This window comes from Streptomyces sp. NPDC101194 (assembly GCF_044767885.1).
Classification (GTDB): Bacteria; Actinomycetota; Actinomycetes; order Streptomycetales; family Streptomycetaceae; genus Streptomyces.
The window spans coordinates 1,002,734-1,027,235 of the sequence record NZ_JBIWOS010000002.1; the positions used below are offsets into that span (position 1 = coordinate 1,002,734).

Consider the following 24,502-nt stretch of genomic DNA (forward strand, 5'->3'; position numbering starts at 1 on the left):
ACTGGATCTCTCCCTAGGCGAGGCGGACGCGTGGGTCGATGAGGGCGTAGACGGCGTCGACGACGATGTTGAGGACCACGATCGCGACGGCGGCCACCATCATCACGCCGAGGAGCGTCGGCAGGTCGTTGGTGGAGACGGCCTTGACCGAGAGCGCCCCGATGCCCTGGAGGCTGAAGGTCTTCTCGGTGATGATGGCGCCGCCGAGGAGGACGCCGAGGTCGAGGCCGAAGATGGTGACGATCGGGCCCATGGCCCCGCGCCAGGCGAATCTGAAGAAGACGGTCCGCCGGGACAGGCCCTTGGCCCGCGCCGTCCGCACGTAGTCCTCGCTCAGCGACTCCACCAGTTGGGACCGGGCCATACGCGTGTAGTTGGCCGTGAAGATGACCGAGAGGACCAGCCAGGGCAGCAGAAGTCCGGAGAACCAGGCGCCCGGATTCTCGCTGAGCGGGGTGTAGCTCGGCCGGTCCAGCAGGTGCAGCTGGTCGGTGAGGAAGTACATGGCGACCACGCCGACGATGTAGATCTGCAGCGAGGACGCGACGAGCGACGCGGAGGACGCGACCTTGTCGAGCATCTTGCCCTGCTTGACCGCGGCGAGCATGCCGGTGCCGACGCCGAAGAGGACGAAGACGAAGGCGCTGCCCACGGAGAGCGAGAGAGTGGTCGGGAAGCGGTCGACGATGGTGCCGAAGACCGGCTCGCGGTTGATGAACGAATACCCCAGGCAGGGCGCGGGGCAGTGCCCGTACGACTGGTACTCGCGGCCGACGAAGATCCCCTGCAGCCAATGCCAGTACTGCACCGGAATCGGGTCGGCTATCCCCAGGTTGTGCCGTACCAGCGCGAGTGTCTCGGGGGTGCAGACCTTGCCGCAGGCTACCCGGGCGGGGTCGCGCGGGGCGGTGTAGAAGAGGACGAAGACCAGGGCGCTGATGATCAGCAGGATGACCGCGGCGCCGACGATACGGCGGAGAAGAAAGCGCAGCATGGCAGTGGGTTTTCCTGACGGATGCCGAGAGGGAGGAGGGGAGCGGGCGGCCCTGGGGTGGAGAGCCGCCCGGTCCCCGCGGGGGCCGTTCGTCAGGCCTTGACGTACGTCTTGTAGAGCAGCGTCGCGGAGAACTGCGGGTCCATCATGGCGCCGCCGACCTTGGAGCCGTACAGGTAGAAGCGCCGCTGGAAGGTCTCCGGGATGATCGGGGCGACCTCGTCCATGATCCGCTTGTCCAGCGCCGCCCAGGCCGCACCGGCCTTCTTCTGGTCGCCGATGACGACGTTCTCCTTGATGGCCGCGTCGATCCAGTCGGCCTTCGCCTGGGAGACGTTGTTCTGGCCGTTGCCGATGGAGGCGCTGTCGAAGAGCGGCTGGATCATCGTGTAGGCGGTGGGCCAGTCCGGGGACCAGCCGAACCACATGACGTCGAAGCTGTTGTCGACCTGCTGGATCTGGTCGTAGTACGACGTCGAGTCGACGGGCTTGATGACCGGCGTGAAGCCGGCCTTCTTCAGCGCGTTCTCGATGACGACGGCCGTCTTGTCGTAGGTCGGGCTCTGCGGGTAGCTGTAGACGACCTTCTGGCCGAGCTTCCCGGCCTTCTTGAGGATCGCCTTGGCCGCCTCCGCGTCGCCCTGGGGCGTCTTCAGCTTGCCGTAGAGGTCGAACTCCTCGCGGCCGAGGATGTCGGGGCTCAGGATGGTGGTCGCGTAGTCGCCCGCGGAGGGACCGCCGTAGATCTTGCGGATCTGCTCCAGCGGCCAGGCGGTGTTGAGCGCCTTGCGCACCTCGAGGTCGGTGATGCGCTTGCAGTTGATGGCGTAGTAGTACGTGCCGGTGAGCAGACCGTTGAAGGTGCGCTTCTTCAGCTCCGGGTCGGTGAGCACCTTCTGCATGCGCTCGGCCGGCACGGACTTGTAGATGGAGACCATCTGCTGGTCCTTGCCCTGGTCCGCGATGAAGCGGTCCGCGGACTCCAGCGAGGTGGGGCCGAACTCGAACTCGAAGCTGTCCGGGTAGGCGTTGCGGATCGGGTCGGTGGCCGGGTCCCAGTGCTTGTTGCGCGTCAGCGTCATCGACTTGTCGATGGAGCGGTGCTTGACGATGTACGGGCCGCAGGAGACGGGCTGCTTGTCGTACTTCTCCTTGGTGTCCAGCTTCACCGGCGTGGCCGCGTAGGAGCTCATGGCCAGCGTGAAGTTGAAGTCCGGGCGGGCCTCCGCCAGCTTGAAGGTGATCGTCTTCTTCGCCTTGTCGGTGACGATCGAGTCCAGGTGCTTGCCGCCGTACGGACCCTCGTACCCCTTGCGCCAGTCGCCCTTGCCGGTGAGCGCCTGCTGGACGTAGGCGGCGCCCTCGGTGATGAACGGCGCCCAGGCGCGCTCGATGCCGTGGCGGACGTCCTCGACGGTCAGCTCGCTGCCGTCCTGCCACTTGAGCCCGTCCTTCAGCGTGAAGGTCCAGGTCTTGTTGTCGGCGGACGCGGTGCCGACGTCGGTGGCGAGGTCACCGACCAGGGTCATGGCACCCTTCATGTCGATCTTGTAGCCGGTGAGGCCGCGGGCGAACATGAGCGCCCCGCTGGAGTTGAACGCGAAGTAGATGCGCTGCGGGTCGAGGTGGGAGAAGTCGTCCTCGGAGACGCCGTAGATCGTCCCGCCCTTCTTGGCGCCGGGGACCTCCGGAGCGGGGCCGGTGGAGTCCTCCTTGGTGCCGATCTTGACGGTGGCGCCGGTGTACTCGGTGGCGCCCGCGTGCGGCGCGTCCTTGCCGCCGCCTCCGCCCGCGTCACCACTGCTGCACGCGGAGAGAACGAAGGAGCCGCCCGCCGCGACGGATGTGGCTATGACGAAGTTTCTGCGGGAGAGAGACATGGCAACCTGCCCTGGTCGATGAAGAGGGACGAATGATCCGGCGGAGCCCCGTCGCTCCGGTCCGGGGCAAAACTGTCAGCGCTTGGTCTTCGGGTCGAGAGCGTCGCGGACCGAGTCCCCGAGGAGGTTGAAGGCGAGGACGAAGACCACCATCGTCACCCCCGGGAAGAGCATGAAGGTGATGTCGTCCTGGTAGACGTCGGCGCCGCGTTGGAGCAGTACGCCCCAGTCGGGCGTCTTCGCCGTCAGTCCGACACCGAGGAAGGCGAGACCGGCCTCCGCGGTCACGAACATGGGGAGAGCGAGGGTCGCCTGGATGAGGATCGGCGTCCACAGGTTGGGCAGCAGTTCCTTGAAGATGATCCGCGCCGGGGAAGCGCCGGTCACCTTCGCCGCCTCGACGAACTCCCGCTCGCGCAGGGCGAGTACCTCACCGCGCAGCAGGCGCGCGATGGAGGCCCAGCCGAAGGCGGTCATCACCAGGATGAGACTGGTGACGACGAGCCAGGTGGGTGTGGCCTCCTCGGGCGAGACCAGGATCGAGATGAGCACCGGCCAGAACGCGATGAAGAAGAGCGTCGAGGGGAACGCCAGCAGGATGTCGATGACCCGGCCGATGAAGTAGTCGGTCTTCCCTCCGAGGTACCCGGCGGTGATGCCGATGACGATGCCCAGGACGGTCACCAGAAGCGTCGTCACACCCGCGATGAACAGTGAGTTGCGGATGCCGTAGAGGAGAAAGGTGAAGAGGTCGCGGCCGAGCTGTGGCTCGATGCCGAACCAGAAGTCGCCGCTGATACCGCCGTTGGGCTTGATCGGAAAGCCGAAGTCGTTGAGCAGGCCGTCCTGGTCCTGGCCGTACGTCGTGTACGGATCCTTGCCGTACATCTTGGCTATCAGCGGCGCGCAGATGGCCACCAGGAAGAAGAAAATGACCACATAGGCCGAAATCACGCCGGCACGGTCGCGTTTGAAGCGTCGCCAGGCCAGCTTGCCCGGTGAACGGCCGTCACCGCCCTTGAGCGCCGAAGGGTCCGGTACCTGCTGCGGCTTCGCGTCCTCCACTTCAAGTGGAGTGGCTGTGTGCGGTGTTGGAATCGTCATGGTGCTCCTGGCCCGGAGGGTCGAAGGACTCCGCAGGGCACACCTACGGGCTACCCGGACTTTTTCAACGCAATTCATGCAGGGTCAATGAATGTCTGTCGCCCTTGGGCCGCTCTTTGGAGATTTGAATCTTTCATTACCTGCGGAAGGGCGTATCTTTGCCTCCGTTTCTTCTTTTCGAAGACGCGTTCGCTGCCAAATGGGTCAAATCCGGCAATGAGTTCGATATACGGGCGGCGATGTCTCGGAATTCGTACATCCGGTCAGGTGGGTACCTCGTCGATGCGCATTCGATGCGGGGCCGTTATCGCTCCGATGTCCACCGGGGCGGTGTTCGGCCGGGTGCGGCGCCGCGGCGGCGGAGTCGACCCGTGCGGGGTCCGGGCCCGGCGCGCCACTCGGAACGCTTCCCTCGCGCCCGAATGGGTGGAGAAAATATGCGCAATGCGCGGTATGCGGTGATATTTGACTGCAAGTGAGACGGAGCATCAAGAGGAGGCACTCCATGCGCGGAGCCACACAGGCCAAGTGGGCCGCATGTGCGGTCGCCGTCGTCCTGACGGCGACGGCCTGCGGCGGAGGGGGCGGCGGTGGCGGCGGTGGGGCCAATGGAATCGTGAGTTCTTCCTGGGGTGACCCGCAGAACCCGCTGGAACCCGCGAACACCAACGAGGTGCAGGGCGGCAAGGTCCTCGACATGGTCTTCCGGGGACTCAAGAGGTACGACCCGAAGACCGGCGCGGCCATCAACATGCTCGCCGAGAAGATCGAGTCCAAGGACAACCAGAACTTCAGGATCACCGTGAAGGACGGCTGGACCTTCAGCAACGGCGAGAAGGTCACCGCGAAGTCCTTCGTGGACGCCTGGAACTACGGGGCGCTGCTGAAGAACAATCAGAAGAACGCCTACTTCTTCGGATACATCGACGGATACGACAAGGTCCACCCCGACACCGGCGGTTCCACGGCGAACACGCTCTCCGGCCTCAAGCTCGTCGACGACAGGACCTTCACGGTCAAGCTGTCGCAGAAGTTCTCCCTCTGGCCCGACACCCTCGGCTACCCGGCCTTCGCCCCGCTGCCCAAGGCCTTCTTCACCGACCACGCCGCCTGGCTGTCCAAGCCGATCGGCAACGGCCCGTACACCATCGACACGTACACCAAGGGCTCGTCGATGAGCCTGCGCAAGTGGGACAAGTACCCCGGGGACGACAAGGCGCAGAACGGTGGTATCGACCTCAAGGTCTACACCGACAACAACACCGCCTACACCGACCTGACCGCCGGCAACCTCGACCTCGTCGACGACGTGCCCGCCTCGCAGCTGAAGAACGTCAAGGCGGACCTCGGCGACCGGTACATCAACACCCCGGCGGGCATCATCCAGACCCTCGCCTTCCCCTTCTACGACAAGAAGTGGGACACCCCCGGCGGCATCAAGGTCCGCCAGGGCCTGTCGATGGCCATCAACCGCGAGCAGATCACCAGCCAGATCTTCCAGAAGACCCGCACCCCCGCGTCCGACTGGACCTCCCCGGTCCTCGGTGCGGAAGGCGGCTTCAAGAAGGGGCTGTGCGGCGCGCCCTGCGAGTACAACGCCGCGAACGCCAAGAAGCTGATCCAGGAGGGGGGCGGCATCCCCGGCGGCCAGCTCAAGATCTCGTACAACGCGGACACCGGTTCGCACAAGGAGTGGGTCGACGCGGTCTGCAACAGCATCAACAGGGTGATGGGCAACAACAACGCGTGCGTCGGCGGGCCCGTGGGCACCTTCGCCGACTTCCGCAGCCAGGTCTCCCAGCAGAAGCTGACCGGCCCCTGGCGGGCCGGCTGGCAGATGGACTACCCGCTCATCCAGAACTTCCTGCAGCCGGTGTACTACACCGACGCCTCGTCCAACGACGGCAAGTGGAGCAACAAGCAGTTCGACGGCCTCATCAACAAGGCCAACGCCGAGTCCGACAAGGCCAAGGCCGTGTCGACCTTCCAGGACGCGGAGAGGGTCCTGGTGGCGCAGATGCCCGTCATCCCCCTCTGGTACCAGAACGGCAGCGCCGGCTACTCGGACCGGGTCACGAATGTGTCGCTGAACCAGTTCAGCGTCCCGGTGTACGAGCAGATCAAGGTCAAGTGACCCGTCGGGGCCGGGCGGTCGGCGCGCGGAACGCGCCGGCCGCCCGGCCCCGCCATCGCCTCGACGCGTCACTCCCCAGCCCCGAGCCTTCGACCCCCGTGACCCCCGGAGCCCTTCATGGGACGTTATGTGATCCGGCGGCTGCTGCAGATGATCCCGGTCTTCTTCGGCGCCACACTGCTGATCTTCCTCATGGTGAACGTGATGGGCGATCCCATCGCGGGCCTGTGCGGCGAACGCCAATGCGACCCGGCGACCGCCGCCCGACTCCGCTCGGAGTTCGGCCTCGACAAGCCTGTCTGGCAGCAATACGCGACCTACATGGGCAATGTCTTCACCGGCGACTTCGGCACCGCGTTCAACGGGCAGAAGGTCACCGAGCTGATGGGCACCGCCTTCCCCGTCACCATCCGGCTCACCGTCGTCGCGATCGTCTTCGAGATCGTCATCGGCATCAGCCTCGGTGTCGTCACCGGCCTGCAGCGCGGCCGCCCCGTCGACACCGGCGTGCTCATCCTGACCCTGGTCGTCATCTCCATCCCGACCTTCGTCACCGGTCTGCTGCTCCAGCTCCTCCTGGGAGTGGAGTGGGGTGTCATCAAACCGTCCGTCTCCCCTCAGGCGCCCTTCAACGAGCTCCTCGTCCCGGGACTCGTCCTCGCCTCGGTCTCCCTGGCCTACGTCACCCGGCTCACCCGGACCTCGATCGCCGAGAACGCCCGCGCCGACTACGTCCGCACCGCCGTCGCCAAGGGACTGCCCAGGCGTCGCGTCGTGATCCGGCATCTGCTGCGCAACTCGCTGATCCCGGTCGTCACCTTCATCGGAACGGACGTGGGCGCCCTGATGGGCGGGGCGATCGTCACGGAGCGGATCTTCAACATCCACGGCGTCGGCTACCAGCTCTACCAGGGCATTCTGCGCCAGAACTCGCAGACCGTCGTCGGCTTCGTCACCATTCTCGTCCTCGTCTTCCTGGCGGCGAACCTCATCGTCGACCTGCTGTACGCCGTACTCGACCCGAGGATCCGCTATGCCTGAGCAGACACCGGACGAGGCGATCTCACCGGCCGGAGCAGGAGGCGTGATGGACCTCGCCCTGGAGGAGGGCTCGACCCTCGAAAAGACACCGGGCGGACCGGAGGGCACCGGCCCCGCCGAGAAACCGCGCAGCCTGTGGTCCGACGCCTGGCGGGACCTGCGCCGCAACCCGGTCTTCATCATCTCCGCCCTGATCATCCTCTTCCTGGTGATCATCTCGATCTGGCCGTCGCTGATCGCCGATCAGGACCCCCTCGACTGCAACCTCGACAAGGCCCAGCAGGGCTCCCAGCCCGGTCACCCCTTCGGCTTCGACGGACAGGGCTGCGACGTCTACACCCGGACCGTCTACGGGGCCAGGAACTCGGTGACCGTCGGCGTCTGCGCCACCCTGGGCGTCACCCTGCTCGGCGGCCTCCTCGGCGGCCTGGCCGGATTCTTCGGCGGCTGGTGGGACTCGGTCCTCTCCCGCCTCACGGACATCTTCTTCGGTATCCCGGTGGTCCTCGGCGGCCTGGTCTTCCTCTCCGTGGTCACCAGCAGCACCGTCTGGCCGGTCATCGGCTTCATCGTGCTGCTGGGCTGGCCGCAGATCGCCCGCATCGCCCGGGGCTCCGTGATCACCGCCAAACAGAACGACTACGTGCAGGCGGCACGGGCGCTCGGAGCCTCCAACGCGCGGATGCTGCTGCGCCACATCACCCCGAACGCCGTCGCGCCGGTGATCGTCGTCGCGACCATCGCGCTCGGTACGTACATCTCGCTGGAGGCGACCCTCTCGTTCCTCGGCGTCGGCCTGAAACCGCCGGCCGTCTCCTGGGGCATCGACATCTCCGCCGCGTCCCAGTACATCCGCAACGCCCCGCACATGCTGCTCTGGCCCGCCGGCGCGCTGGCGGTCACCGTGCTCGCGTTCATCATGCTCGGCGACGCGGTGCGCGACGCCCTCGACCCCAAGCTGCGCTGAGGAGCCCACTGCCATGCTGCTCGAAGTGCGCGATCTGCACGTGGAGTTCCACACCCGCGACGGGGTGGCCAAGGCGGTCAACGGGGTCAACTACTCGGTGGCCGAGGGCGAGACGCTGGCCGTCCTCGGCGAGTCGGGCTCCGGCAAGTCGGTCACCGCACAGGCGATCATGGGCATTCTCGACGTGCCACCCGGGAGGATCGGCGGCGGCGAGATCCTCTTCAAGGACCGCGATCTGCTGAAGATGCGGAAGGACGAGCGACGGAGGATCCGCGGCCAGGAGATGGCCATGATCTTCCAGGACGCGCTCTCCTCCCTCAACCCCGTGCTCAGCGTGGGGGAGCAGCTCGGCGAGATGTTCGTCGTCCATCGCGGGATGTCCCGCAAGGACGCCAGGCTGAAGGCCGTGGAGCTGATGGACCGGGTCCGCATCCCGGCCGCGAAGGAGCGCGTGGGCAACTATCCGCACCAGTTCTCCGGCGGAATGCGTCAGCGCATCATGATCGCCATGGCCCTGGCGCTGGAACCGTCGCTGATCATCGCGGACGAGCCCACCACCGCCCTCGACGTCACCGTCCAGGCCCAGGTGATGGACCTGCTGGCCGAGCTCCAGCGCGAGCTGAACATGGGCCTGATCCTGATCACCCACGACCTGGGCGTGGTCGCGGACGTCGCCGACAAGATCGCCGTGATGTACGCGGGCCGGATCGTCGAGGCCGCCCCCGTCCACGACATCTACCGGGCCCCCGCCCACCCGTACACCAAGGGCCTGCTCCGGTCGATCCCGCGCCTGGACCAGAAGGGCCAGGAGCTGTACGCGATCAAGGGCCTGCCGCCCAACCTGCTGCACATCCCGCCGGGTTGTGCCTTCAACCCGCGCTGCCCGATGGCCCAGGAGATCTGTCGAGGCGAGGTTCCGCCGCTGTTCGAGGTGGCCGAGCACCGTGAGAGCGCCTGCTACTTCTGGAAGGAGACGCTCGATGCACGCTGACCACTCGGGGCGCGAGGAAGCGCGCGAAGGGGGCGGGACGGCCCACGCCCTGCTCGCCGAGGAGCGGGCCGGGCTCCCGGTGGCCGGACGCGAGCCGATCCTGGAGGTCCGCGATCTGGTCAAGCACTACCCGCTGACCCAGGGCATCCTGATCAAGAAGCAGATCGGCGCCGTCAAGGCCGTGGACGGGGTCTCCTTCGACCTGGCGGCGGGCGAGACGCTCGGGATCGTGGGGGAGTCGGGCTGCGGCAAGTCGACCGTGGCCAGGATGCTGGTGCATCTGGAACGGCCCACGGCCGGCGCGATCAAGTACAAGGGCGAGGACATCACCCGGCTGTCGGGACGTGCCCTGAAGGCCGTGCGCCGCAACATCCAGATGGTGTTCCAGGACCCGTACACGTCGCTGAACCCGCGTATGACGGTGGGCGACATCATCGGCGAGCCGTACGAGATCCACCCCGAGGTGGCCCCGAAGGGCGACCGGCGCCGCAAGGTCCAGGACCTGCTGGACGTCGTCGGTCTCAACCCGGAGTACATCAACCGCTATCCGCACCAGTTCTCCGGCGGTCAGCGCCAGCGCATCGGCATCGCCCGCGGCCTCGCCCTGAACCCCGAGATCATCGTCGCCGACGAACCCGTCTCGGCCCTCGACGTCTCCGTGCAGGCGCAGGTCGTCAATCTGCTGGACCGCCTCCAGACGGAGTTCGGGCTGAGCTACGTCTTCATCGCGCACGACCTGTCGATCGTCCGGCACATCTCCGACCGGGTCGGCGTGATGTACCTCGGCCGGATCGTCGAGATCGGCACCGACGAGCAGATCTACGACCACCCCACGCACCCGTACACCCAGGCGCTGCTGTCCGCGGTCCCGGTGCCGGACCCGACGGCCCGCGAGCACCGGGAGCGGATCATCCTGCACGGCGACGTCCCCTCGCCCGCCAACCCGCCTTCCGGCTGCCGCTTCCGCACCCGCTGCTGGAAGGCGCGGGAGCGGTGCGAACTGGAGGTGCCGCCGCTGGCGGTTCCGGCGGTCTTCCGGCTGACGGACACACCCGCCGGACACGATTCGGCCTGCCACTTCGCGGAGGAGAAGCAGGTGGTGCCGCCGGAGGGACTGCTGGAGACGCCGGGGGAGACGATGGTGGAGGAGGCCGGCGCGCCACCGGAGAAGCCCGAGGACGGGACGGGCGGGGCGGGTGCACCGGACGACGAGGGCGGGCCGCCGCCCTCCGGCAGCAGCCGGGTCGTCTGACGGCCCGCACGTTAACGCCGGGGCAACCCGGCCGTCCCACATCCGATATACGAACGCGCCACCATGGTCCCCGTACGGCCGTGCGGGTGCCGTGAACCGGCCGGGGGGTCGTCAAGGCCCCCCGGCCGGTTGCCCGTTCGCACATCTTCGCGGCCCGGCTCTTGTCCGGCGGCCGGGGGCGGTGGAGTATCGCTCGGGTGATACTCACACGGGGGGCAAGGGTCACCGGCGCCGTTCTCTGCGCCCTGCTCGCGGTGATGGTCGCGGGCTGGCTCGTGCGGGATGTCGGGGCGGTCGACGATCCGGGCCGGTTGTGGCGGTACTGGGCCGGCTACCGCGAAGCGCAACTGTCCGCCGTGCCCACCACCTCGGCCGACGACGTGGTGCTGCTCCTGGTGTATGTCGTCGCCGCGTTCGCGGCCCTGCGGTCCGTGGTGGCCGGTACCGCGCTGGTCGCCACCGGGGTGGTCACTCTCGCCGTACGGCTGCCGGCGCTCTGGAACATCGGCGCGTCCCGGATGAACGCCCGCTTCTCCGACGATCTCCGCACCCGGGCTCTGATCTGCGCCTTCGCGGCCCTCGCGGTGGGCATCGCGCTGATCATCACCGCCGCCGCCGGCCGCAGACCGCCGCACGACTTCTCCGAGCACACCCCGACCCGGCCGGGTCCGGGTGCGAGCGTGACGGCGTTTCTGCTGCTGGGCGCCTCGGGAGTGGTGGTGATCGCCTGGGAGATCCGCCAGGCGGTGCGGTTCCCGTTCATCTACCCCGACTGGTTCGTGGGCGGGGACCGGCTCCTCCAGGGGCTGATCGACGCACCGCCCGGCTGGAACAACGCGGTCCTCGCACTGCTCTGTCTGTTCGCGGGGACGAGCGCGCTCTTCCACGCCGTGCACGCACGGCCGTTCGGCCTGATCGCGGCCGGTGTCCTGCTGTGCGCCGGGGTGCCGGGAGTGGTCCGCGCCGTGCACTACAGGATGCTGGACCACTTCTCCGATCTGCGCACCGAGGACCAACTCACCTTGCTGAGCTCGTTCTTCGAGACGATCGCCGCGGCGGTGGTACTGATCGCGCTGGCCCGGCGGGGCAGCGCGGACGACGCTGCCCCGCCCCACCAGGGTTATGGGCAGGGGTACGGACATCCGCAGCCCGGCGTCTTCGGTCCGCCGCCCCCGTCCCGGCCCCCGCCGGGCTGGTGACGGGCGCGGTCGGCACCGCCCCGCTCAGCTCACCCCCGCAGCCCCAGCGACCGCTTCAGGAAGTCCACCTGGAGCAGCAGCAGATTCTCCGCCACCTGCTCCTGCGGCGTCATGTGCGTCACCCCGCTGAGCGGCAGCACCTCGTGCGGCCGCCCCGCCGAGAGCAGCGCCGACGACAGCCTGAGCGCGTGTGCGACCACCACGTTGTCGTCGGCCAGACCATGGATGATCATCATCGGCCGGGCCTCGTCGGCGGCCTCGGAGAGCCCCTCGTCCGTCAGCACCGAGTTGTGCGCGTACACCTCCGGCTGCTTCGCCGGATCGCCGAGATAGCGCTCGGTGTAGTGGGTGTCGTACAGCCGCTGGTCGGTCACCGGCGCGCCCACCACCGCGGCGTGGAAGACGTCCGGCCGGCGCAGCACGGCCAGCGCCGCCAGGAATCCGCCGAACGACCAGCCACGGATCGCCACCTTGCCGAGGTCCAGCGGAAACCGCCCGGCGAGTGCGTGCAGCGCCTCGATCTGGTCGTCCATGGTGAGGGCGATGTTGTTCTTGACGGCCTTCTCCCAGGCCGGCGAACGCCCCGGTGCGCCCCGGCCGTCCGCGACGACCACCGCGAAACCCTGGTTCGCGAACCACTGTGAGGTCAGATGCGGATTGTGGGCGGCGAGCACCCGTCGGCCGTGCGGCCCGCCGTACGGGTCCATCAGTACAGGAAGGGGACCGTCCGACTCTTTGTACCCATCGGGGAGCAGCACGGCGCACGGAATTCGCCGTGCGCCCCCCTCGGTGAGACGGACCCGCGCCGACAGCACCGGCTCCTCGGCGAAACTCGCCACGGTGGCGATCCGCTTGCCGTTCCGCAGGACCTCGGCGCGGGCCCCCGGCCGCTCCGGGGAGTGGGAGACCAGCACCGTCACCGCGCCCGCGCGGACGGCCGAATGCACCCCGGCGCCTTCGGAGACCCGTTCGACGCCCAGCTCGTTGACCCGGTACACATGGCTCTCGCCGATCTCCGGCTCCGCGGCCTCCTCGCCGGCCGACGCCGACACCAGGACATCCGAATCACCGATGTCCAGGACCGCCTGGAGCTGCAACTGCGCCCCGGTCAGCAGCCGGTCGCCGACCGCGAGCACCCGCGCCCCGCCCTCGTCCGCGATCCGCACGAGCCGCCCGTCCGGCGCCCAGGCGGGCACACCGGGGAAGATTTCCAGCCAGACCGGATCCTCGTCGACATGCACCGTCCGGGTCGTACCGGTCTCCGGGTCCACCGCGAGGAACAGCTGACTCTGCTGGTCACGGGCCTGCACGAGGATCAGCGGAGCCCCGGCCGACGACCAGTGCACCTGCGCCAGATACGGGTAACGCGTCCGGTCCCAGACCACTTCGGTGCGGGTGCCGTCCAGGCCCATCGCGAAGAGCCGCACCTCGGCGTTGGGAGTCCCCGCCGCCGGATAGGCGACCTCGGCCGGCTTGCGGTCCGGGTGCGCCGGATCCGCGATCCACCACCGCCGCACGGGGCTGTCGTCGACCCGGGCGACGAGCAGCCGGTCCGACTCCGGCGACCACCAGAAGCCCCGCGAACGCTGCATCTCCTCGGCCGCGATGAACTCCGCGAGGCCGTACGTGACGTTCGGCCCCTCCGGCTCGGCGAGCGCCAGATCCCCGTCGCCCCCGGCGCCCACGACACGCAGCGCGCCCTTCGCGACGTACGCGACGAGCCGTCCGTCCGGCGACGGCCGCGGGTCGATCACCGGGCCGGGCACCGGCAGCGCCCGCGCCGTACCCGCCCGCAACTCCGCGACGTACACCTTCCCGGAGAGCGCGAACGCGGCCAACTCGGCCGCCGCGTCGACCGCGTAGCCCACGATCCCCGAGGAGCCCTCACGGCTGCGTTCGCGCCGGGCCCGCTCCTGGGGCGACAACCGCTCCGCCGAACCGCCCAGCAGCATCTCGGGATCGGCGACCACGCGCTCCTGGGGCGTACCGCCCTCGGGCAGGTCCAGCACCCACAGCCGCCCCGTCCGGTCCGTCCCCGATCCCGACCGCAGGAAGATCACCCGCTCTCCGTCGGGTGACACGGTGAACGCACGGGGGGCGCCGAGGGTGAATCGCATCGTCCTGGCGTGCTGACGCGGAAATGAGATCTTCTGCGAAGTCATGGGCCCGAACCTAGCGCCCGACCGCCCGGTCGTGCGCCCCTCGTGCTGCTGTGCCCCGATCAATGCGGTACGACGGATAGTTATGATCCGTAGCGCTCGGTGGGTATGAACCTGCTGGCTCCATGTGTGCTGCCCGTCCCGACCGTACTGATGGAGGTGAACCGCCGTGGCACTCTCGATTTCGGCGGTGGTGCTGCTGGCGATCGTCGTCTTCCTGCTGATCCGGAAATCCGGACTGAAGGGCGGACATGCGGTGGTCTGCGCACTGCTCGGTTTCTATCTCGCCAGCTCGTCCATTGCGCCCAGCATCTCGAACCTGACCACGAATGTGGCCGGCATGATCGGAAGCCTCAAGTTCTGAGCCCCGACTCGTCGGCGGCCGGTGCGCGGGCGCGGCAGGGCGGGGTCCGGTCGGCGGATCGGGGCCGGGGGCGCGACGCCCGGCACGGCCCCGGGGCGTTCGGCTCGTAGGGTGGTCCCCATGACGGACCATCCAGCCCGGCGTCTGCTCCTGGTGCACGCGCACCCCGACGACGAGTCGATCAACAACGGCGCCACCATGGCCAGGTACGCGGCCGAGGGTGCCCAGGTCACCCTGGTCACCTGCACGCTCGGCGAGGAGGGCGAGGTCATCCCGCCCGGACTCGCCCATCTCGCGGCGGACCGGGACGACACCCTGGGCCCCCACCGCCGGGGTGAACTCGCTGCGGCGATGAAGGAGCTCGGGGTCACCGACCACCGGCTCCTCGGCGGCCCCGGCCGCTTCCGCGACTCCGGAATGATGGGCGCCGAGCAGAACCACCGCCCCGGCGCCTTCTGGAACGCCGACGTGGACGAAGCCGCCGGGTACCTCGTGGAGGTGATCCGCTCGGTGCGCCCGCAGATCCTCGTCACCTACGACCCCGACGGCGGCTACGGACACCCCGACCACATCCAGGCCCACCGTGTCGCGATGCGCGCCGCCGAGCTCGCCGCCGACCCCGCGTACCGCCCCGGACCGGACGCCCCGCACACCGTCGCCAAGGTCTACTGGAACCGGGTGCCGCGCTCGGTCGTCGAAGAGGGCTTCGCGCGCCTGCGGGACACGGCCCCGGACGCCTTCCCGGGGATCGCCGCCATCGACGACGTACCGGGTGTGGTCGACGACGCGAGGATCACCGCGCGGATCGACGGCTCGGCCCATGCCGCGGCCAAGAGCGCGGCGATGCGGGCCCATGTCACCCAGATCGCCGTGGACGGCCCCTTCTTCGCCCTCTCCAACGACCTCGGCCAGCCCGTCCTCACCACCGAGTACTACGAGTTGGTGCGCGGCACCTCCGGAGCCCCGCAGGGGGCACGCGAGGACGACCTGTTCGCCGGCGTACCGGGAGCGGAGCGATGAGCGACGGCAAGCAGCGCGCACCGCGCTCCGGCGCGCCCTTTGGGGGCGTGCCGGCGACCGGCCTGGCAGCCCCCCTCAACCCCGGGCGGATCGCCGCCTACGTGGGCCTGGCCGTCCTCGGCGCGCTCGTCGGGATCGCCGGGGCGCTCGTCCAAGCCGCGTGGTTCCCCGCCGGACTGCTCCTCGCGCTGCTCGCCTGCGCCGGGCTGTTCTACGGCGGGCGCCGCGTCTTCGACACCCAGCTCGGTGCCCTGACCCCCGCGGCGGGCTGGCTGATTTCGGTCGTTCTGCTGCTCGGCGGACGGCCGGAGGGCGACTATGTCTTCGGCGATGAGCTGGGCCTCACCCTCTTCATGCTCGGCGGGATGGCCGTCGCTGTGATCTGTGCCACCATGTCGCGGTCGCCCCGACCGGGCGCCGACAGCGGCCGACCTGGCAAGTAATGTGCCACGTCCGATCCCGTAATGCCTCTTGTCCGTTCGCCGGTCATGCGGTCGTTTCCCCCGGTCGCGAGGTGTCTGTCGGCCGCGGCCAGTATGGTGGTTCGCGCGCCGAGCCGTCCCCTGGCCTGCGGCATGGGGGAAGTACGGGCGGTGGAGCCAATCGGGAGAACCTGCTTTGAGTCGTGAAACTGACAGTTCGTCCTCCGGGCCCCAGGGGCGCGGAGGAGCCGCGTACCCCTCGGGGACGCCGCCGTACGGATCCCGCCAGTATCCGTCGCTGCACCCTTCGCAGGACGCCCCGGAGGGGGCCCCGGAGCCTGCGGACCCGCCTCGGTCCGAAGAGCCGAGGACCGAGACGACGCTGACGACGCGCATCCGGATCAACATCCCGGGCTCGCGTCCCATCCCGCCCGTGGTCATGCGTACGCCCATGAGCGACGCCGACGCCGCCGACACCGAGCGCACGGGCACCATCCCGCGCCCCGGCGTGCCCGCGCCGAACGGTGCGTCGGACGCCTCCGACGCCGCACCGGGCGCCGAGACGGCGGCCGGTCCGGCGACCACGGAACCGGGCGCCGAGAAGCCGGCCAGGGAGAAGAGCGGCAGCGACTGGTTCGCCCCGCGCAAGGCCCCCACGAACACCTCGGTCATCGCCACCGGCGGCGCGCCGGGCGCCACCGGCGGCGCGCCGGGCGGCGCCGACGGTGCCAAGGGCGCCACGCCCGCCCCGCCCCGCCCCGACCTGCCGTACTTCTCGGACGGCCCGCAGCGCACGGGCGGCCAGGACGCGCCCGGCACCGGCGGCAGCGCCCTGGACGAGTTCGGCGTCGGCGGCTCGCGCCCCACGCCGAACCTCGGAGTGCGTACGCCGGGCCCCTCGGGTCCCACCACGGGCCCGGTCACCGGCACCTCGTCCCTCACCCCGAACCTCGACGGACCGGGCGCACCGGGCTCCGGCGGTCCCGCGGGCCCGCAGGGTTCCGGCGCCCCCGGTGACACGCCCCCGCGGATGTCCGACGACACGGCGGTGCTGACGCCCCAGTTCGCGGCCCCGGCCGCCGCCGGGCCGGGCGGCAACGTCTCCGGTGACACGCTCACCAGCGGCATTCCCGTCGTTCCGCCGGAGCACCGCTCCCCGTCCCCGTTCGCGGGCGCGGGCGGCCCCGGCGGCGGACGTCCCGATCTGACGCCCCGTATCGCGGACCAGGCGATGGGCACCGGACCGGCGGGGCCCGGCGGTCCGGCCGCTCCCTCGCCGGCCCCCGCCGCGGCGCGCCCCGCCCCGGCGCCCGCGCCCGCGAAGAAGGGCCGCTCCAAGCTGGTGCTCCTGTGCGCGGGCGTCGTCGGTCTGCTCGGTGTGGCCTACGGCGCCGGGCTGCTGATGAACCACTCCGACGTCCCCAAGGGCACCACCGTTCTCGGCGTCGACATCGGCGGCGGCACGAAGGACGACGGCGTCGCGAAGCTGGACGCCGCTCTCGGCAAGCGCGCCGTGGCACCCCTCCAGCTGTCGGTGGACGGCAAGAACACCGAGCTCGCACCGGACAAGGCCGGGCTCAGCCTGGACAGCCAGGAGACCGTGCGGTCCGCCGCGGGCAGCGACTACAACCCGGTCTCCGTCATCGGGTCCCTCTTCGGCGGCAAGCGCGTCGTCGACCCGGTGATCCCGGTCGACGAGGAGAAACTCGGAGTCGCGCTGGCGGATCTGGCGGGAGTCTCCGGCTCGGCCAACGACGGCACGATCAAGTTCGAGCCGGGCAAGGCCGTCGCCGTCCCCGGCAAGTCGGGGAAGACGCTGGACGTCAACCGCTCGATGATCTCGGTGCGCGACGCGTACCGGGCCCAGGTGCAGACCGGCAAGGCGGCCACCGTCCAACTGCCCGTCACCACCAGTGAGCCCACGATCAACCAGGCGGAACTGGACCGGGCGATGAGGGAGTTCGCGAAGCCCGCGATGTCCGGCCTGATCACGATCAAGGCCGGCCCCAAGCAGATCCAGTTCGGCCCGGCCAAGTCGCTGCCGCAGATCCTCACGATGGTGCCGGTCAAGGGCCGGCTGGTCGAGCACTACGACAAGAAGGCCATCGACACCCTGTGCGACGGTGTCTTCAACGGCATCATGATCACCAAGGGTGACGGCAAGCAGCACCAGCTCAGTGCGGACGACGTGGCGCATGCCATGCAGACCGCGCTGCTCGGCAGGACCGCCGCCGAGCGGACGGCCACGATCGACCTGAACGGCAACGGATAACCGCCCCGCAGCGGCGAACAGCGCTCCACCCGCCCCGCCCCCGCCCGGATCTCCGGCCGGGGGCGGGGCCGTGTGCGGATCCCTGTGCGTGGGCGGCGGCCGCGTTCCGACGACGGGGTCGTGCTCACGCGCGGGACCAGCCACGGAGTCATGCGCTCGGCATGACATCTGTCATCCCGATTCCACGATTCTCGACCCTGCCGGAGAGACCCCGCCCTCCGCCACGCTGGACGCATGACGACGACAGCAACCGAGGCCACCGGGGCGAAGACCGCCGTGGTCCGCTTCGACCGGGTCAGCAAGGCGTACGGAGCGGTGCGTGCCGTCGACGGGCTCACCCTCGACCTGCATCCCGGCGAGACCGTGGCGCTCCTGGGCCCCAACGGAGCCGGGAAGTCCTCCACCCTGGATCTGCTGCTCGGACTGCGCACCGCAGACTCCGGCTCGGTCCGGGTCTTCGGCACCACCCCGCAGAGCGCCATCGCGGCGGGCCGTGTCGGCGCGATGCTGCAGACCGGCGGCCTGATGGAGGACGTCAAGGTCGAGGAACTGGTGCGCCTCGCCTGCGATCTGCACCCCAGGCCCTACCCGGTGGACGAGGTGCTGTCCCGCGCCGGCATCGCGCAGATCGCCGACCGCATGGTCAACAAGCTCTCCGGCGGCCAGGAGCAGCGCGTACGGTTCGCGCTCGCCACCGCCGGGGCCAACGACCTGATCGTCCTCGACGAGCCGACCACGGGCATGGACGTCACCGCGCGCCAGGCCTTCTGGGCCACGATGCGCGAGCAGGCCGAGCAGGGCCGCACCGTCCTGTTCGCCACCCACTACCTCGAAGAGGCCGACGCGATCGCCGACCGTGTCCTCGTCCTGCACAAGGGCCGGCTGCTGGCCGACGGCACCGCCGCCGAGATCAAGGCCAGGGCCGGGGCCCGCCGGATCTCCTTCGAGCTGGACGGTCCGGTCGACGAAGCGGCCCTGTGCGGGCTGCCGTTCCTCACCGCGCTCGACATCACCGACAACCGGGTCCGAATCCAGTCGCGCGATGCCGACGCGACCGTCCACGCGGTCTACGGGCTCGGCCTCTACCCGCGCGAACTCGAAGTCGCGGGACTCGGCCTGGAGCAGGCCTTCGTAGCCATCACCGAGGCCGAGGAGGCCAGGACCGCATGCTGAATCACCTTTCGTGGGCACTCATCAGGCTCGAAGTGACCCGCACCCTGCGGAACAAGAAGTTCATGTTCTTCTCGGTCATCTACCCCTCGGTGATCTATCTGCTGATCTCCGGGACCCGGAGCACCAGCGACCGGATCCCGCACACCGATCTCACCTTCCCGGCGTTCTTCATGGTCTCGATGGCCTCCTTCGGCGCGCTGACCGCCGTCCTCATGGGCAACAGCGAACGCATCGCCAAGGAACGCGAGAAGGGCTGGGTCCGCCAGCTCCGGCTGACCGCACTGCCCAGCCGCGGCTACGTCCTGGCGAAGATCGCCGGCGCGGCGATGGTCACCCTGCCCTGCATCGTGGTCGTCTTCCTGGTCGCCGCCGTCGTCAAGCACGTACGGGTGGAGACCTGGCAGTGGTTCGCGCTGGCCGGGGTCATCTGGGCGGGTTCACTGGTGTTCGCCGCGCTCGGGGTCGCCATCGGCTACATCGCCAGTGGTGACGCGGTCCGTCCGATCACGATGATCATCTACTTCGGTCTCTCCATCCTCGGCGGCCTGTGGATGCCGAGCGCCACCTTCCCGAGGTGGCTCCAGAACATCTCCGAATGGCTGCCCACACACGCGTACGCTTCTCTCGGCCAGGCGATCGAGATGGGTGGATCGCCGCACGCCAAGGACGTCGCCATCCTCTGCGCCTACTTCCTGATCTTCGCGGGCGGGGCGGCCTGGCTCTACCGGAAGGACACCCTGAAGGCGTGAACGACGACGAGACGTCCGTGGGCGTCGGGAGCCCGCCGACGGGCCGCCGGCAGGTCTGGATCAAGCTGCTCTGGATCGGTGTCTGGCTCGCGTTCATGAGCGCCCCCGTCAAGGACCTCATCGACGGCAACCACCCCGCGTGGGCGACGGCGCTCGGCACCTTCGGCCTCCTGGTCTTCGTCGCGGCGTATCTCGTGCTGGTCTTCCGCCAGACGGCGAAGGCCATGGACCGGCGCCTGGTCCATTCCGCGATCGCCTTCCTGGGCACCCTCGCCGCCGTCCTCTCCCTGACGCTCGGCACCGCGTGGCTGGTCCTCTTCGTGTACGTCGCGGTCTCCGTCGGCGCCACCATGCCGTTGCGGACCGCCCGTTGGCTGATCCCCGCCGTCACCGCCGTCCTGGTCGGGATCGGTCTGACCGGCAACCACTCCCGGGAGATCATCACCGCCCTGGTCTTCCCTGCGCTGCTGGGCGGGTTCGCGATGACCGGCGTACGGCAGCTGATCCGTACGACGATCCAGCTGCGGGAGGCCCGCGCGACCGTCGCCCAGCTCGCCGCCAACGAGGAGCGGCTCAGGCTCGCCCGCGATCTGCACGACCTGCTCGGCCACTCGCTCTCGCTCATCACGCTCAAGAGCGAACTGGCCGGGCGGATGCTCCCTGACCACCCGGAGCAGGCGGCGGCCCAGGTCACGGACATCGAACAGGTCAGCCGCCAGGCCCTGGTCGACGTGCGCAGCGCCGTCACCGGCTACCGTCGGCCGACCCTCCCCGGCGAGCTGGCCGGCGCCCGTACCGCCCTCGCCGCCGCGGGCATCGCCGCGGACGTACCGGCCGAGGCCCCCGACGACCTCCCCGAGAAGCCGGAGGAGGTGCTCGCCTGGGCGCTGCGGGAAGCCGTCACCAATGTCGTACGTCACAGCGGGGCCCGGCACTGCACGGTCACCCTCACCCCGCGTCAGACCCTCGACGGCAGGGTCCTCGAACTCACCGTCGCGGACGACGGCGTCGGAGCCGGGGGGACGAAGCCGGGCAACGGACTCACCGGCATCACCGAACGCCTCGCCACGGTCGACGGCACGCTGACCACCCGGACCGGCGGCCCCGGGGCCGGTTCCGCCTCCGGATCCGGCAAAGGCTTCACCCTGACCTTGAGTGTGCCGCTCGATTCCGGCCTAGGATCCACGGAATGAGCATGATCAGACTCCTCCTCGCCGAGGACCAGTCCATGGTGCGCGAGGCCCTCGCGGCGCTCCTCGGCCTGGAACCCGACATCGAGGTGGTGGCCCAGGTCGCCCGCGGGGACGAGGTGCTGGCCGCCGCGCACGAGCACCACATCGACGTGGCACTCCTGGACATCGAGATGCCGGGCATGACCGGCATCGACGCGGCGGCCGCCCTGCGGCGCGAACTCCCGGCCGTGAAGGTCGTCGTCGTCACCACCTTCGGCCGCCCCGGCTATCTGCGCCGGGCCATGGAGTCGGGGGCCGACGCCTTTTTGGTGAAGGACGCCCCCGCGTCCCAACTGGCCGCGGCGGTACGGAAGGTGCTCGCCGGGGAGCGGGTCATCGATCCCACCCTCGCGGCGGCGGCGCTCGCCGACGGGGCGAGCCCGCTCACCGACCGCGAACGCGACGTGCTGCGCACGGCGGCGGACGGCTCCACCAACGCGGAGATCGCGGCCGCGCTCCATCTCTCGCAGGGGACGGTCCGCAACTATCTCTCCATGGCGATCCAGAAGATGGCGGCCCGCAACAGGGCCGAGGCGGTGCGCATCGCCCGCGAGAAGGGCTGGCTGTAGCGACGTGCCGGGGCCCGGCCGCAGTTGCCGCGACCGGGCCCCGCTCCGCCCCCCCGGCAAGGTCACGTCCTAGGGGAAGGACACCACCTGCGACGGGACGGTGCTCGTTCCGGACGTGGGAGATCCGGTGTCATTGACGACGTGCTCGTACTGCCCCTGGCCACCGAGCGAGACGACCAGCAGATCGTGGAACCTCACGCCCGGTTTCACCGGCGCCTCGAAGCCGTGGTCCTGACGGATCGTCGGGTCGACGTTGTAGTAGCAGTAGCTGCCCAGACCCCAGCCCTCGTGGGTGGTGACGGAGTCGTCGACCTTGTAGGCGGCGAACCCCTTGGTGCTGCCGTTCTGGACGGCGGCCTGGTTCGGGGCGTCGTACGCCTTCTCGTTCTGGAAGAAGATCGTCCGGCCGTTCTCGCCGGCCCACTCCACGTCGTACTTGTTGAAGTGCTCCACGAACAGCCCGGTGGCCAGCACGTCGTCACCGTTGACCCGGAGCCCGTAGTCCGCCCGGTTGGTCTCCCAGCCGACGCCGTCGCCGTGGTCGGCGCGCCACAGCCAGGTGTGGTCGATGAGCGTGTCGTTGCTGTTCACGACGATGCCGGTGGTCGCCCTGCCGGGCCCGGCGCCGCCGATGCGCACGAACACGTCCTGGAGCGATGTGGGGTCGGCGGCATGACCGGCGGACGCGCCGTCGGGGCCGATCTCGATCAGCCTGTCCGAGTTGACCGGGCCCGCGTCGACGAGCAGTCCGGCCAGCTTCACGCCGTCCACGTCGCCGACCTCGATGGCCGTGACGCCGTTGTCCGGGACGATGGTCGCGAACCCCAGGCCGAGGACGACCGTGTCCGCACGGTCGATCTCGATGGGTCGGTCGACGTGGTAGACGCCGGGCGTGAAGAGCAGATGCAGCCCCTGCCGCACGGCCGCGTTGATGGTGGCGGCGCTCGCTCCCGGCTTCACCACGTAGAACCGGTCCAGCGGAATCGACTCGCCCCGCGGTGTGCCGCTGCCCCATGAGGTGCCGCGCGCGTTGGTGCGTTCGGCCGGTACGAACACCTTGTACGCGTCCCCGTCGAGATACAGGAACGGCTTCTCGCGCGAGACGGGCGTGGTGTCGAGCGTGGTGTACGGAGGCTCGGGGAAGCTCTGCGCGGGCGCGCCCTCGACGCCCGAGAACGTCATGTTCCAGACGCCGTTGAGCCAGCCGCCGACCGAACTGTCCCGGGTGTACCACTGCTGCTGCGAGTAGGGGCCGACCTGGCCGTCGATCCTGCTGTCGGCGATGTAGCCGCCACTGGCCCAGCCGTACCCGGCGGGTGCCAGATTCAGCCCGCCCCTGACGTGCATCCGACGGAACGGGGCGGCCTGGGACACGGCCCAACGGTCGGTGCCGTTCACCGGGTTGAGCGCCAGGTTCTCCGCCGAACGCCAGAAGTTCTGGGTGGCGTTCCCGTTGAACCAGCCGGCGTCGACCGTCACATCACCGTTGAACGTGGTGTCGTCCGGGTTCAGTCCCAGACCGGCGATCGAGGTGTAGAAGCCGATCTGCGCATTGATGTCGTCGTACGTGCCCGGCTTGAACAGCAGCGCGTAGCGGCCCTCACCGAACTGGGCCGACTCCTGCTTCTTGAACACGTCGTCGACCTCGGCCTGGATGCCGGGTGTGGCGGGATCGAAGACCATGACGTGGGGCCCGAGATCGCCCCCGCCCGCGAGGGGCGCCGCATCCCGGCCGAACGCGGTCCGGGCGGTGGGGACGGTCATGAGGAGTGCGACGGCGAGCGCGGCGAACCCGAGTGTCCGGGCACGGCGGCGCGGGGGTGCTGTGGGGGGAGCATGCATGGGAACACTTCTCCTCAGTCGTGGTACAGGTGCACGACGGTCGGTCGAGAGAGCGCTCTGAGAGCGCTCTCCAACACTTGTCGATGGTTCCGTTGTTGTGCAGGACACGTCAAGAGGTGTGCGGAGAAGGGCCTGCCGGATCGGGTTGAGCACAACAAATGACGCCAGGAGAAAGGGGATTGTCCTGTTCTGTGCTCAGTTCATCTGACTCATGACTTCGGAAACCGGCGTTCCATCAGCCAGTCCAGCGCCTGCGTAACGGAGTTGAGCACCGAGACGTGTCCATCGTCGGGGCGCCGCCACAGTTCGGCCGTGCCGCAGTGCCGTGCGAGCCACTCGCCGTGCGAGGCGGGCACGATCCGGTCGAGGCCACCGTGCAGGACGAGCGTGGGCGCGGTCACCTGCGCCGGGGTGAATCCCCAGGGACGGACATAGGCCAGGTCGTCGTCGACCATCCCGCCGATGCCGTTCTCCAGACCCTTCGCGGCCACTGCGCCCAGCCAGGACCACGGGCCGTCGAGCGCCGCGTGGTCCGCCGGGGTGAACACCTCGGGGTCGAACTCCGCGGACGACAGGAGCTCCTCCAGCGCCGCACGCCCTCGGACCGAGGCGTGCAACTCGCCGGCACCGGAGGGTGCCATGCCCGCGAACCAGTCGAGCCCCTCGGCGTCGAACGGAGCAAGCCCCGCCACGCCGACCACGCCCACGATCCGCTCGGGCAGCAGCGCGGCACAGGCGAGTGCGTGCGGGCCTCCTCCGGAAGCTCCCATGACCGCGAACCTGTCGATGCCCATGGCGTCGGCGATCGCCGCCACGTCCGCGGCGGCGGACGCGACGTCCCGGCCGGGACGAGGGGTCGAACCGCCGTAGCCGGGCCGGTCGTAGGACACCCAGCGCACGCCCCGCTCGGCGGCGGCCCGGAACAGGGGCTCGGGCGGTGCGCCGATGTTCGGCGTGCCGTGGTGCCAGAAGACCGTGAGGTCGCCGTCGGCCCCCTCGGTACGGGCGTCGTAGACGTGCAGTGTGCGGCCGTCGCGCAGTACGAGATCGGTCTCCGTCACCGTCAGCATGCGCCGAGCCTACTGACCACCGCCGACAAGCGCGCACGCACGGTCGCCGCACCGTGCGTCGGGACAAC

20 protein-coding genes are annotated in these 24,502 nt (G+C 69.5%); 14 read left to right on the plus strand and 6 right to left on the minus strand.

Annotated features, from left to right (window positions below; translation table 11 throughout):
• Positions 1-13 precede the first annotated feature (13 nt).
• The 3 genes from ACIRP2_RS11285 to ACIRP2_RS11295 form a co-directional block, all read right to left on the minus strand.
• On the minus strand, positions 14-994 hold the full coding sequence (locus ACIRP2_RS11285) for an ABC transporter permease (RefSeq protein WP_404248760.1): 981 nt from the start codon (positions 992-994) through the stop codon (positions 14-16).
• 92 nt (positions 995-1,086) lie between these two features.
• The gene (locus tag ACIRP2_RS11290) at positions 1,087-2,874 is read right to left on the minus strand and encodes an ABC transporter substrate-binding protein (protein ID WP_404248762.1); all 1,788 of its coding nucleotides are present in this window, start codon (positions 2,872-2,874) and stop codon (positions 1,087-1,089) included.
• 75 nt (positions 2,875-2,949) lie between these two features.
• A complete protein-coding gene (locus ACIRP2_RS11295; RefSeq protein WP_404248764.1) occupies positions 2,950-3,978 on the minus strand; it encodes an ABC transporter permease in 1,029 nt (342 codons plus the stop codon).
• A gap of 505 nt (positions 3,979-4,483) precedes the next feature.
• On the opposite strand from ACIRP2_RS11295, the gene ACIRP2_RS11300 reads away from it, so the two are divergent.
• The 6 genes from ACIRP2_RS11300 (at position 4,484) to ACIRP2_RS11325 (ending at position 11,562) form a co-directional block, all read left to right on the plus strand.
• Complete coding sequence (locus ACIRP2_RS11300) at positions 4,484-6,112, plus strand: ABC transporter substrate-binding protein (RefSeq protein ID WP_404248766.1); 1,629 nt, start codon at positions 4,484-4,486, stop codon at positions 6,110-6,112.
• Positions 6,113-6,229: 117 nt separating this feature from the next.
• Positions 6,230-7,153 carry an ABC transporter permease gene (locus ACIRP2_RS11305; protein WP_404248768.1) on the plus strand — a complete coding sequence of 308 codons (924 nt, stop codon included), beginning with the start codon at positions 6,230-6,232 and terminating at the stop codon, positions 7,151-7,153.
• Positions 7,146-8,120, plus strand: a complete 975-nt coding sequence (locus ACIRP2_RS11310) for an ABC transporter permease (RefSeq protein WP_404248770.1) — start codon at positions 7,146-7,148, stop codon at positions 8,118-8,120. The genes ACIRP2_RS11305 and ACIRP2_RS11310 overlap by 8 nt, the downstream gene beginning before the upstream one ends.
• Positions 8,121-8,133: 13 nt before the next feature.
• Positions 8,134-9,111 carry an ABC transporter ATP-binding protein gene (locus tag ACIRP2_RS11315; protein WP_404248772.1) on the plus strand — a complete coding sequence of 326 codons (978 nt, stop codon included), beginning with the start codon at positions 8,134-8,136 and terminating at the stop codon, positions 9,109-9,111.
• Positions 9,101-10,363, plus strand: coding sequence for an ABC transporter ATP-binding protein (locus ACIRP2_RS11320; protein ID WP_404248774.1), 1,263 nt, complete (start codon positions 9,101-9,103; stop codon positions 10,361-10,363). Before ACIRP2_RS11315 ends, ACIRP2_RS11320 begins: the two co-directional genes overlap by 11 nt.
• 197 nt (positions 10,364-10,560) lie before the next feature.
• Complete coding sequence (locus ACIRP2_RS11325; protein WP_404248776.1) at positions 10,561-11,562, plus strand: hypothetical protein; 1,002 nt, start codon at positions 10,561-10,563, stop codon at positions 11,560-11,562.
• A 29-nt stretch (positions 11,563-11,591) separates the two neighbouring features.
• On the opposite strand, the gene ACIRP2_RS11330 is transcribed toward ACIRP2_RS11325, so the two are convergent.
• A complete protein-coding gene (locus ACIRP2_RS11330; RefSeq protein ID WP_404248778.1) occupies positions 11,592-13,724 on the minus strand; it encodes an alpha/beta fold hydrolase in 2,133 nt (710 codons plus the stop codon).
• Between the two features lie 166 nt (positions 13,725-13,890).
• On the opposite strand from ACIRP2_RS11330, the gene ACIRP2_RS11335 reads away from it, so the two are divergent.
• From ACIRP2_RS11335 to ACIRP2_RS11370, 8 genes are all read left to right on the plus strand, one after another.
• Positions 13,891-14,085: a hypothetical protein gene (locus tag ACIRP2_RS11335; RefSeq protein WP_093896879.1), complete on the plus strand. Its 195-nt coding sequence runs from the start codon at positions 13,891-13,893 to the stop codon at positions 14,083-14,085.
• 120 nt (positions 14,086-14,205) lie between these two features.
• On the plus strand, positions 14,206-15,105 hold the full coding sequence (gene mshB, locus ACIRP2_RS11340; RefSeq protein ID WP_404248781.1) for an N-acetyl-1-D-myo-inositol-2-amino-2-deoxy-alpha-D-glucopyranoside deacetylase: 900 nt from the start codon (positions 14,206-14,208) through the stop codon (positions 15,103-15,105).
• Complete coding sequence (locus tag ACIRP2_RS11345) at positions 15,102-15,548, plus strand: DUF6113 family protein (RefSeq protein ID WP_404248783.1); 447 nt, start codon at positions 15,102-15,104, stop codon at positions 15,546-15,548. The genes mshB and ACIRP2_RS11345 overlap by 4 nt, the downstream gene beginning before the upstream one ends.
• A 430-nt stretch (positions 15,549-15,978) precedes the next feature.
• A complete protein-coding gene (locus ACIRP2_RS11350) occupies positions 15,979-17,799 on the plus strand; it encodes a hypothetical protein (RefSeq protein ID WP_404248785.1) in 1,821 nt (606 codons plus the stop codon).
• 234 nt (positions 17,800-18,033) lie between these two features.
• Positions 18,034-18,972 (plus strand): ABC transporter ATP-binding protein, encoded by a 939-nt coding sequence (locus ACIRP2_RS11355; RefSeq protein ID WP_404248787.1) that lies wholly within the window; start codon positions 18,034-18,036, stop codon positions 18,970-18,972.
• Positions 18,966-19,721, plus strand: coding sequence for an ABC transporter permease (locus tag ACIRP2_RS11360; RefSeq protein ID WP_404248789.1), 756 nt, complete (start codon positions 18,966-18,968; stop codon positions 19,719-19,721). The genes ACIRP2_RS11355 and ACIRP2_RS11360 overlap by 7 nt, the downstream gene beginning before the upstream one ends.
• Positions 19,718-20,914 (plus strand): sensor histidine kinase, encoded by a 1,197-nt coding sequence (locus ACIRP2_RS11365; protein ID WP_404248791.1) that lies wholly within the window; start codon positions 19,718-19,720, stop codon positions 20,912-20,914. Before ACIRP2_RS11360 ends, ACIRP2_RS11365 begins: the two co-directional genes overlap by 4 nt.
• Complete coding sequence (locus tag ACIRP2_RS11370) at positions 20,911-21,522, plus strand: response regulator (RefSeq protein ID WP_404248793.1); 612 nt, start codon at positions 20,911-20,913, stop codon at positions 21,520-21,522. Before ACIRP2_RS11365 ends, ACIRP2_RS11370 begins: the two co-directional genes overlap by 4 nt.
• A gap of 69 nt (positions 21,523-21,591) precedes the next feature.
• Here ACIRP2_RS11370 and ACIRP2_RS11375 read toward each other — a convergent pair whose 3' ends face one another.
• Positions 21,592-23,364, minus strand: a complete 1,773-nt coding sequence (locus ACIRP2_RS11375) for a coagulation factor 5/8 type domain-containing protein (RefSeq protein WP_404248795.1) — start codon at positions 23,362-23,364, stop codon at positions 21,592-21,594.
• A gap of 209 nt (positions 23,365-23,573) precedes the next feature.
• Complete coding sequence (locus ACIRP2_RS11380; RefSeq protein WP_404248797.1) at positions 23,574-24,434, minus strand: alpha/beta fold hydrolase; 861 nt, start codon at positions 24,432-24,434, stop codon at positions 23,574-23,576.
• Positions 24,435-24,502: the final 68 nt, after the last annotated feature.

Coding starts and splice junctions, on each gene's coding strand:
- ACIRP2_RS11285 (WP_404248760.1), bottom strand. CDS start 994: ATGCTGCGCTTTCTTCTCCGCCGTATCGTCGGCGCCGCGGTCATCCTG.
- ACIRP2_RS11290 (WP_404248762.1), bottom strand. CDS start 2,874: ATGTCTCTCTCCCGCAGAAACTTCGTCATAGCCACATCCGTCGCGGCG.
- ACIRP2_RS11295 (WP_404248764.1), bottom strand. CDS start 3,978: ATGACGATTCCAACACCGCACACAGCCACTCCACTTGAAGTGGAGGAC.
- ACIRP2_RS11300 (WP_404248766.1), top strand. CDS start 4,484: ATGCGCGGAGCCACACAGGCCAAGTGGGCCGCATGTGCGGTCGCCGTC.
- ACIRP2_RS11305 (WP_404248768.1), top strand. CDS start 6,230: ATGGGACGTTATGTGATCCGGCGGCTGCTGCAGATGATCCCGGTCTTC.
- ACIRP2_RS11310 (WP_404248770.1), top strand. CDS start 7,146: ATGCCTGAGCAGACACCGGACGAGGCGATCTCACCGGCCGGAGCAGGA.
- ACIRP2_RS11315 (WP_404248772.1), top strand. CDS start 8,134: ATGCTGCTCGAAGTGCGCGATCTGCACGTGGAGTTCCACACCCGCGAC.
- ACIRP2_RS11320 (WP_404248774.1), top strand. CDS start 9,101: ATGCACGCTGACCACTCGGGGCGCGAGGAAGCGCGCGAAGGGGGCGGG.
- ACIRP2_RS11330 (WP_404248778.1), bottom strand. CDS start 13,724: ATGACTTCGCAGAAGATCTCATTTCCGCGTCAGCACGCCAGGACGATG.
- mshB (WP_404248781.1), top strand. CDS start 14,206: ATGACGGACCATCCAGCCCGGCGTCTGCTCCTGGTGCACGCGCACCCC.
- ACIRP2_RS11345 (WP_404248783.1), top strand. CDS start 15,102: ATGAGCGACGGCAAGCAGCGCGCACCGCGCTCCGGCGCGCCCTTTGGG.
- ACIRP2_RS11350 (WP_404248785.1), top strand. CDS start 15,979: ATGAGCGACGCCGACGCCGCCGACACCGAGCGCACGGGCACCATCCCG.
- ACIRP2_RS11355 (WP_404248787.1), top strand. CDS start 18,034: ATGACGACGACAGCAACCGAGGCCACCGGGGCGAAGACCGCCGTGGTC.
- ACIRP2_RS11360 (WP_404248789.1), top strand. CDS start 18,966: ATGCTGAATCACCTTTCGTGGGCACTCATCAGGCTCGAAGTGACCCGC.
- ACIRP2_RS11370 (WP_404248793.1), top strand. CDS start 20,911: ATGAGCATGATCAGACTCCTCCTCGCCGAGGACCAGTCCATGGTGCGC.
- ACIRP2_RS11375 (WP_404248795.1), bottom strand. CDS start 23,364: ATGCATGCTCCCCCCACAGCACCCCCGCGCCGCCGTGCCCGGACACTC.
- ACIRP2_RS11380 (WP_404248797.1), bottom strand. CDS start 24,434: ATGCTGACGGTGACGGAGACCGATCTCGTACTGCGCGACGGCCGCACA.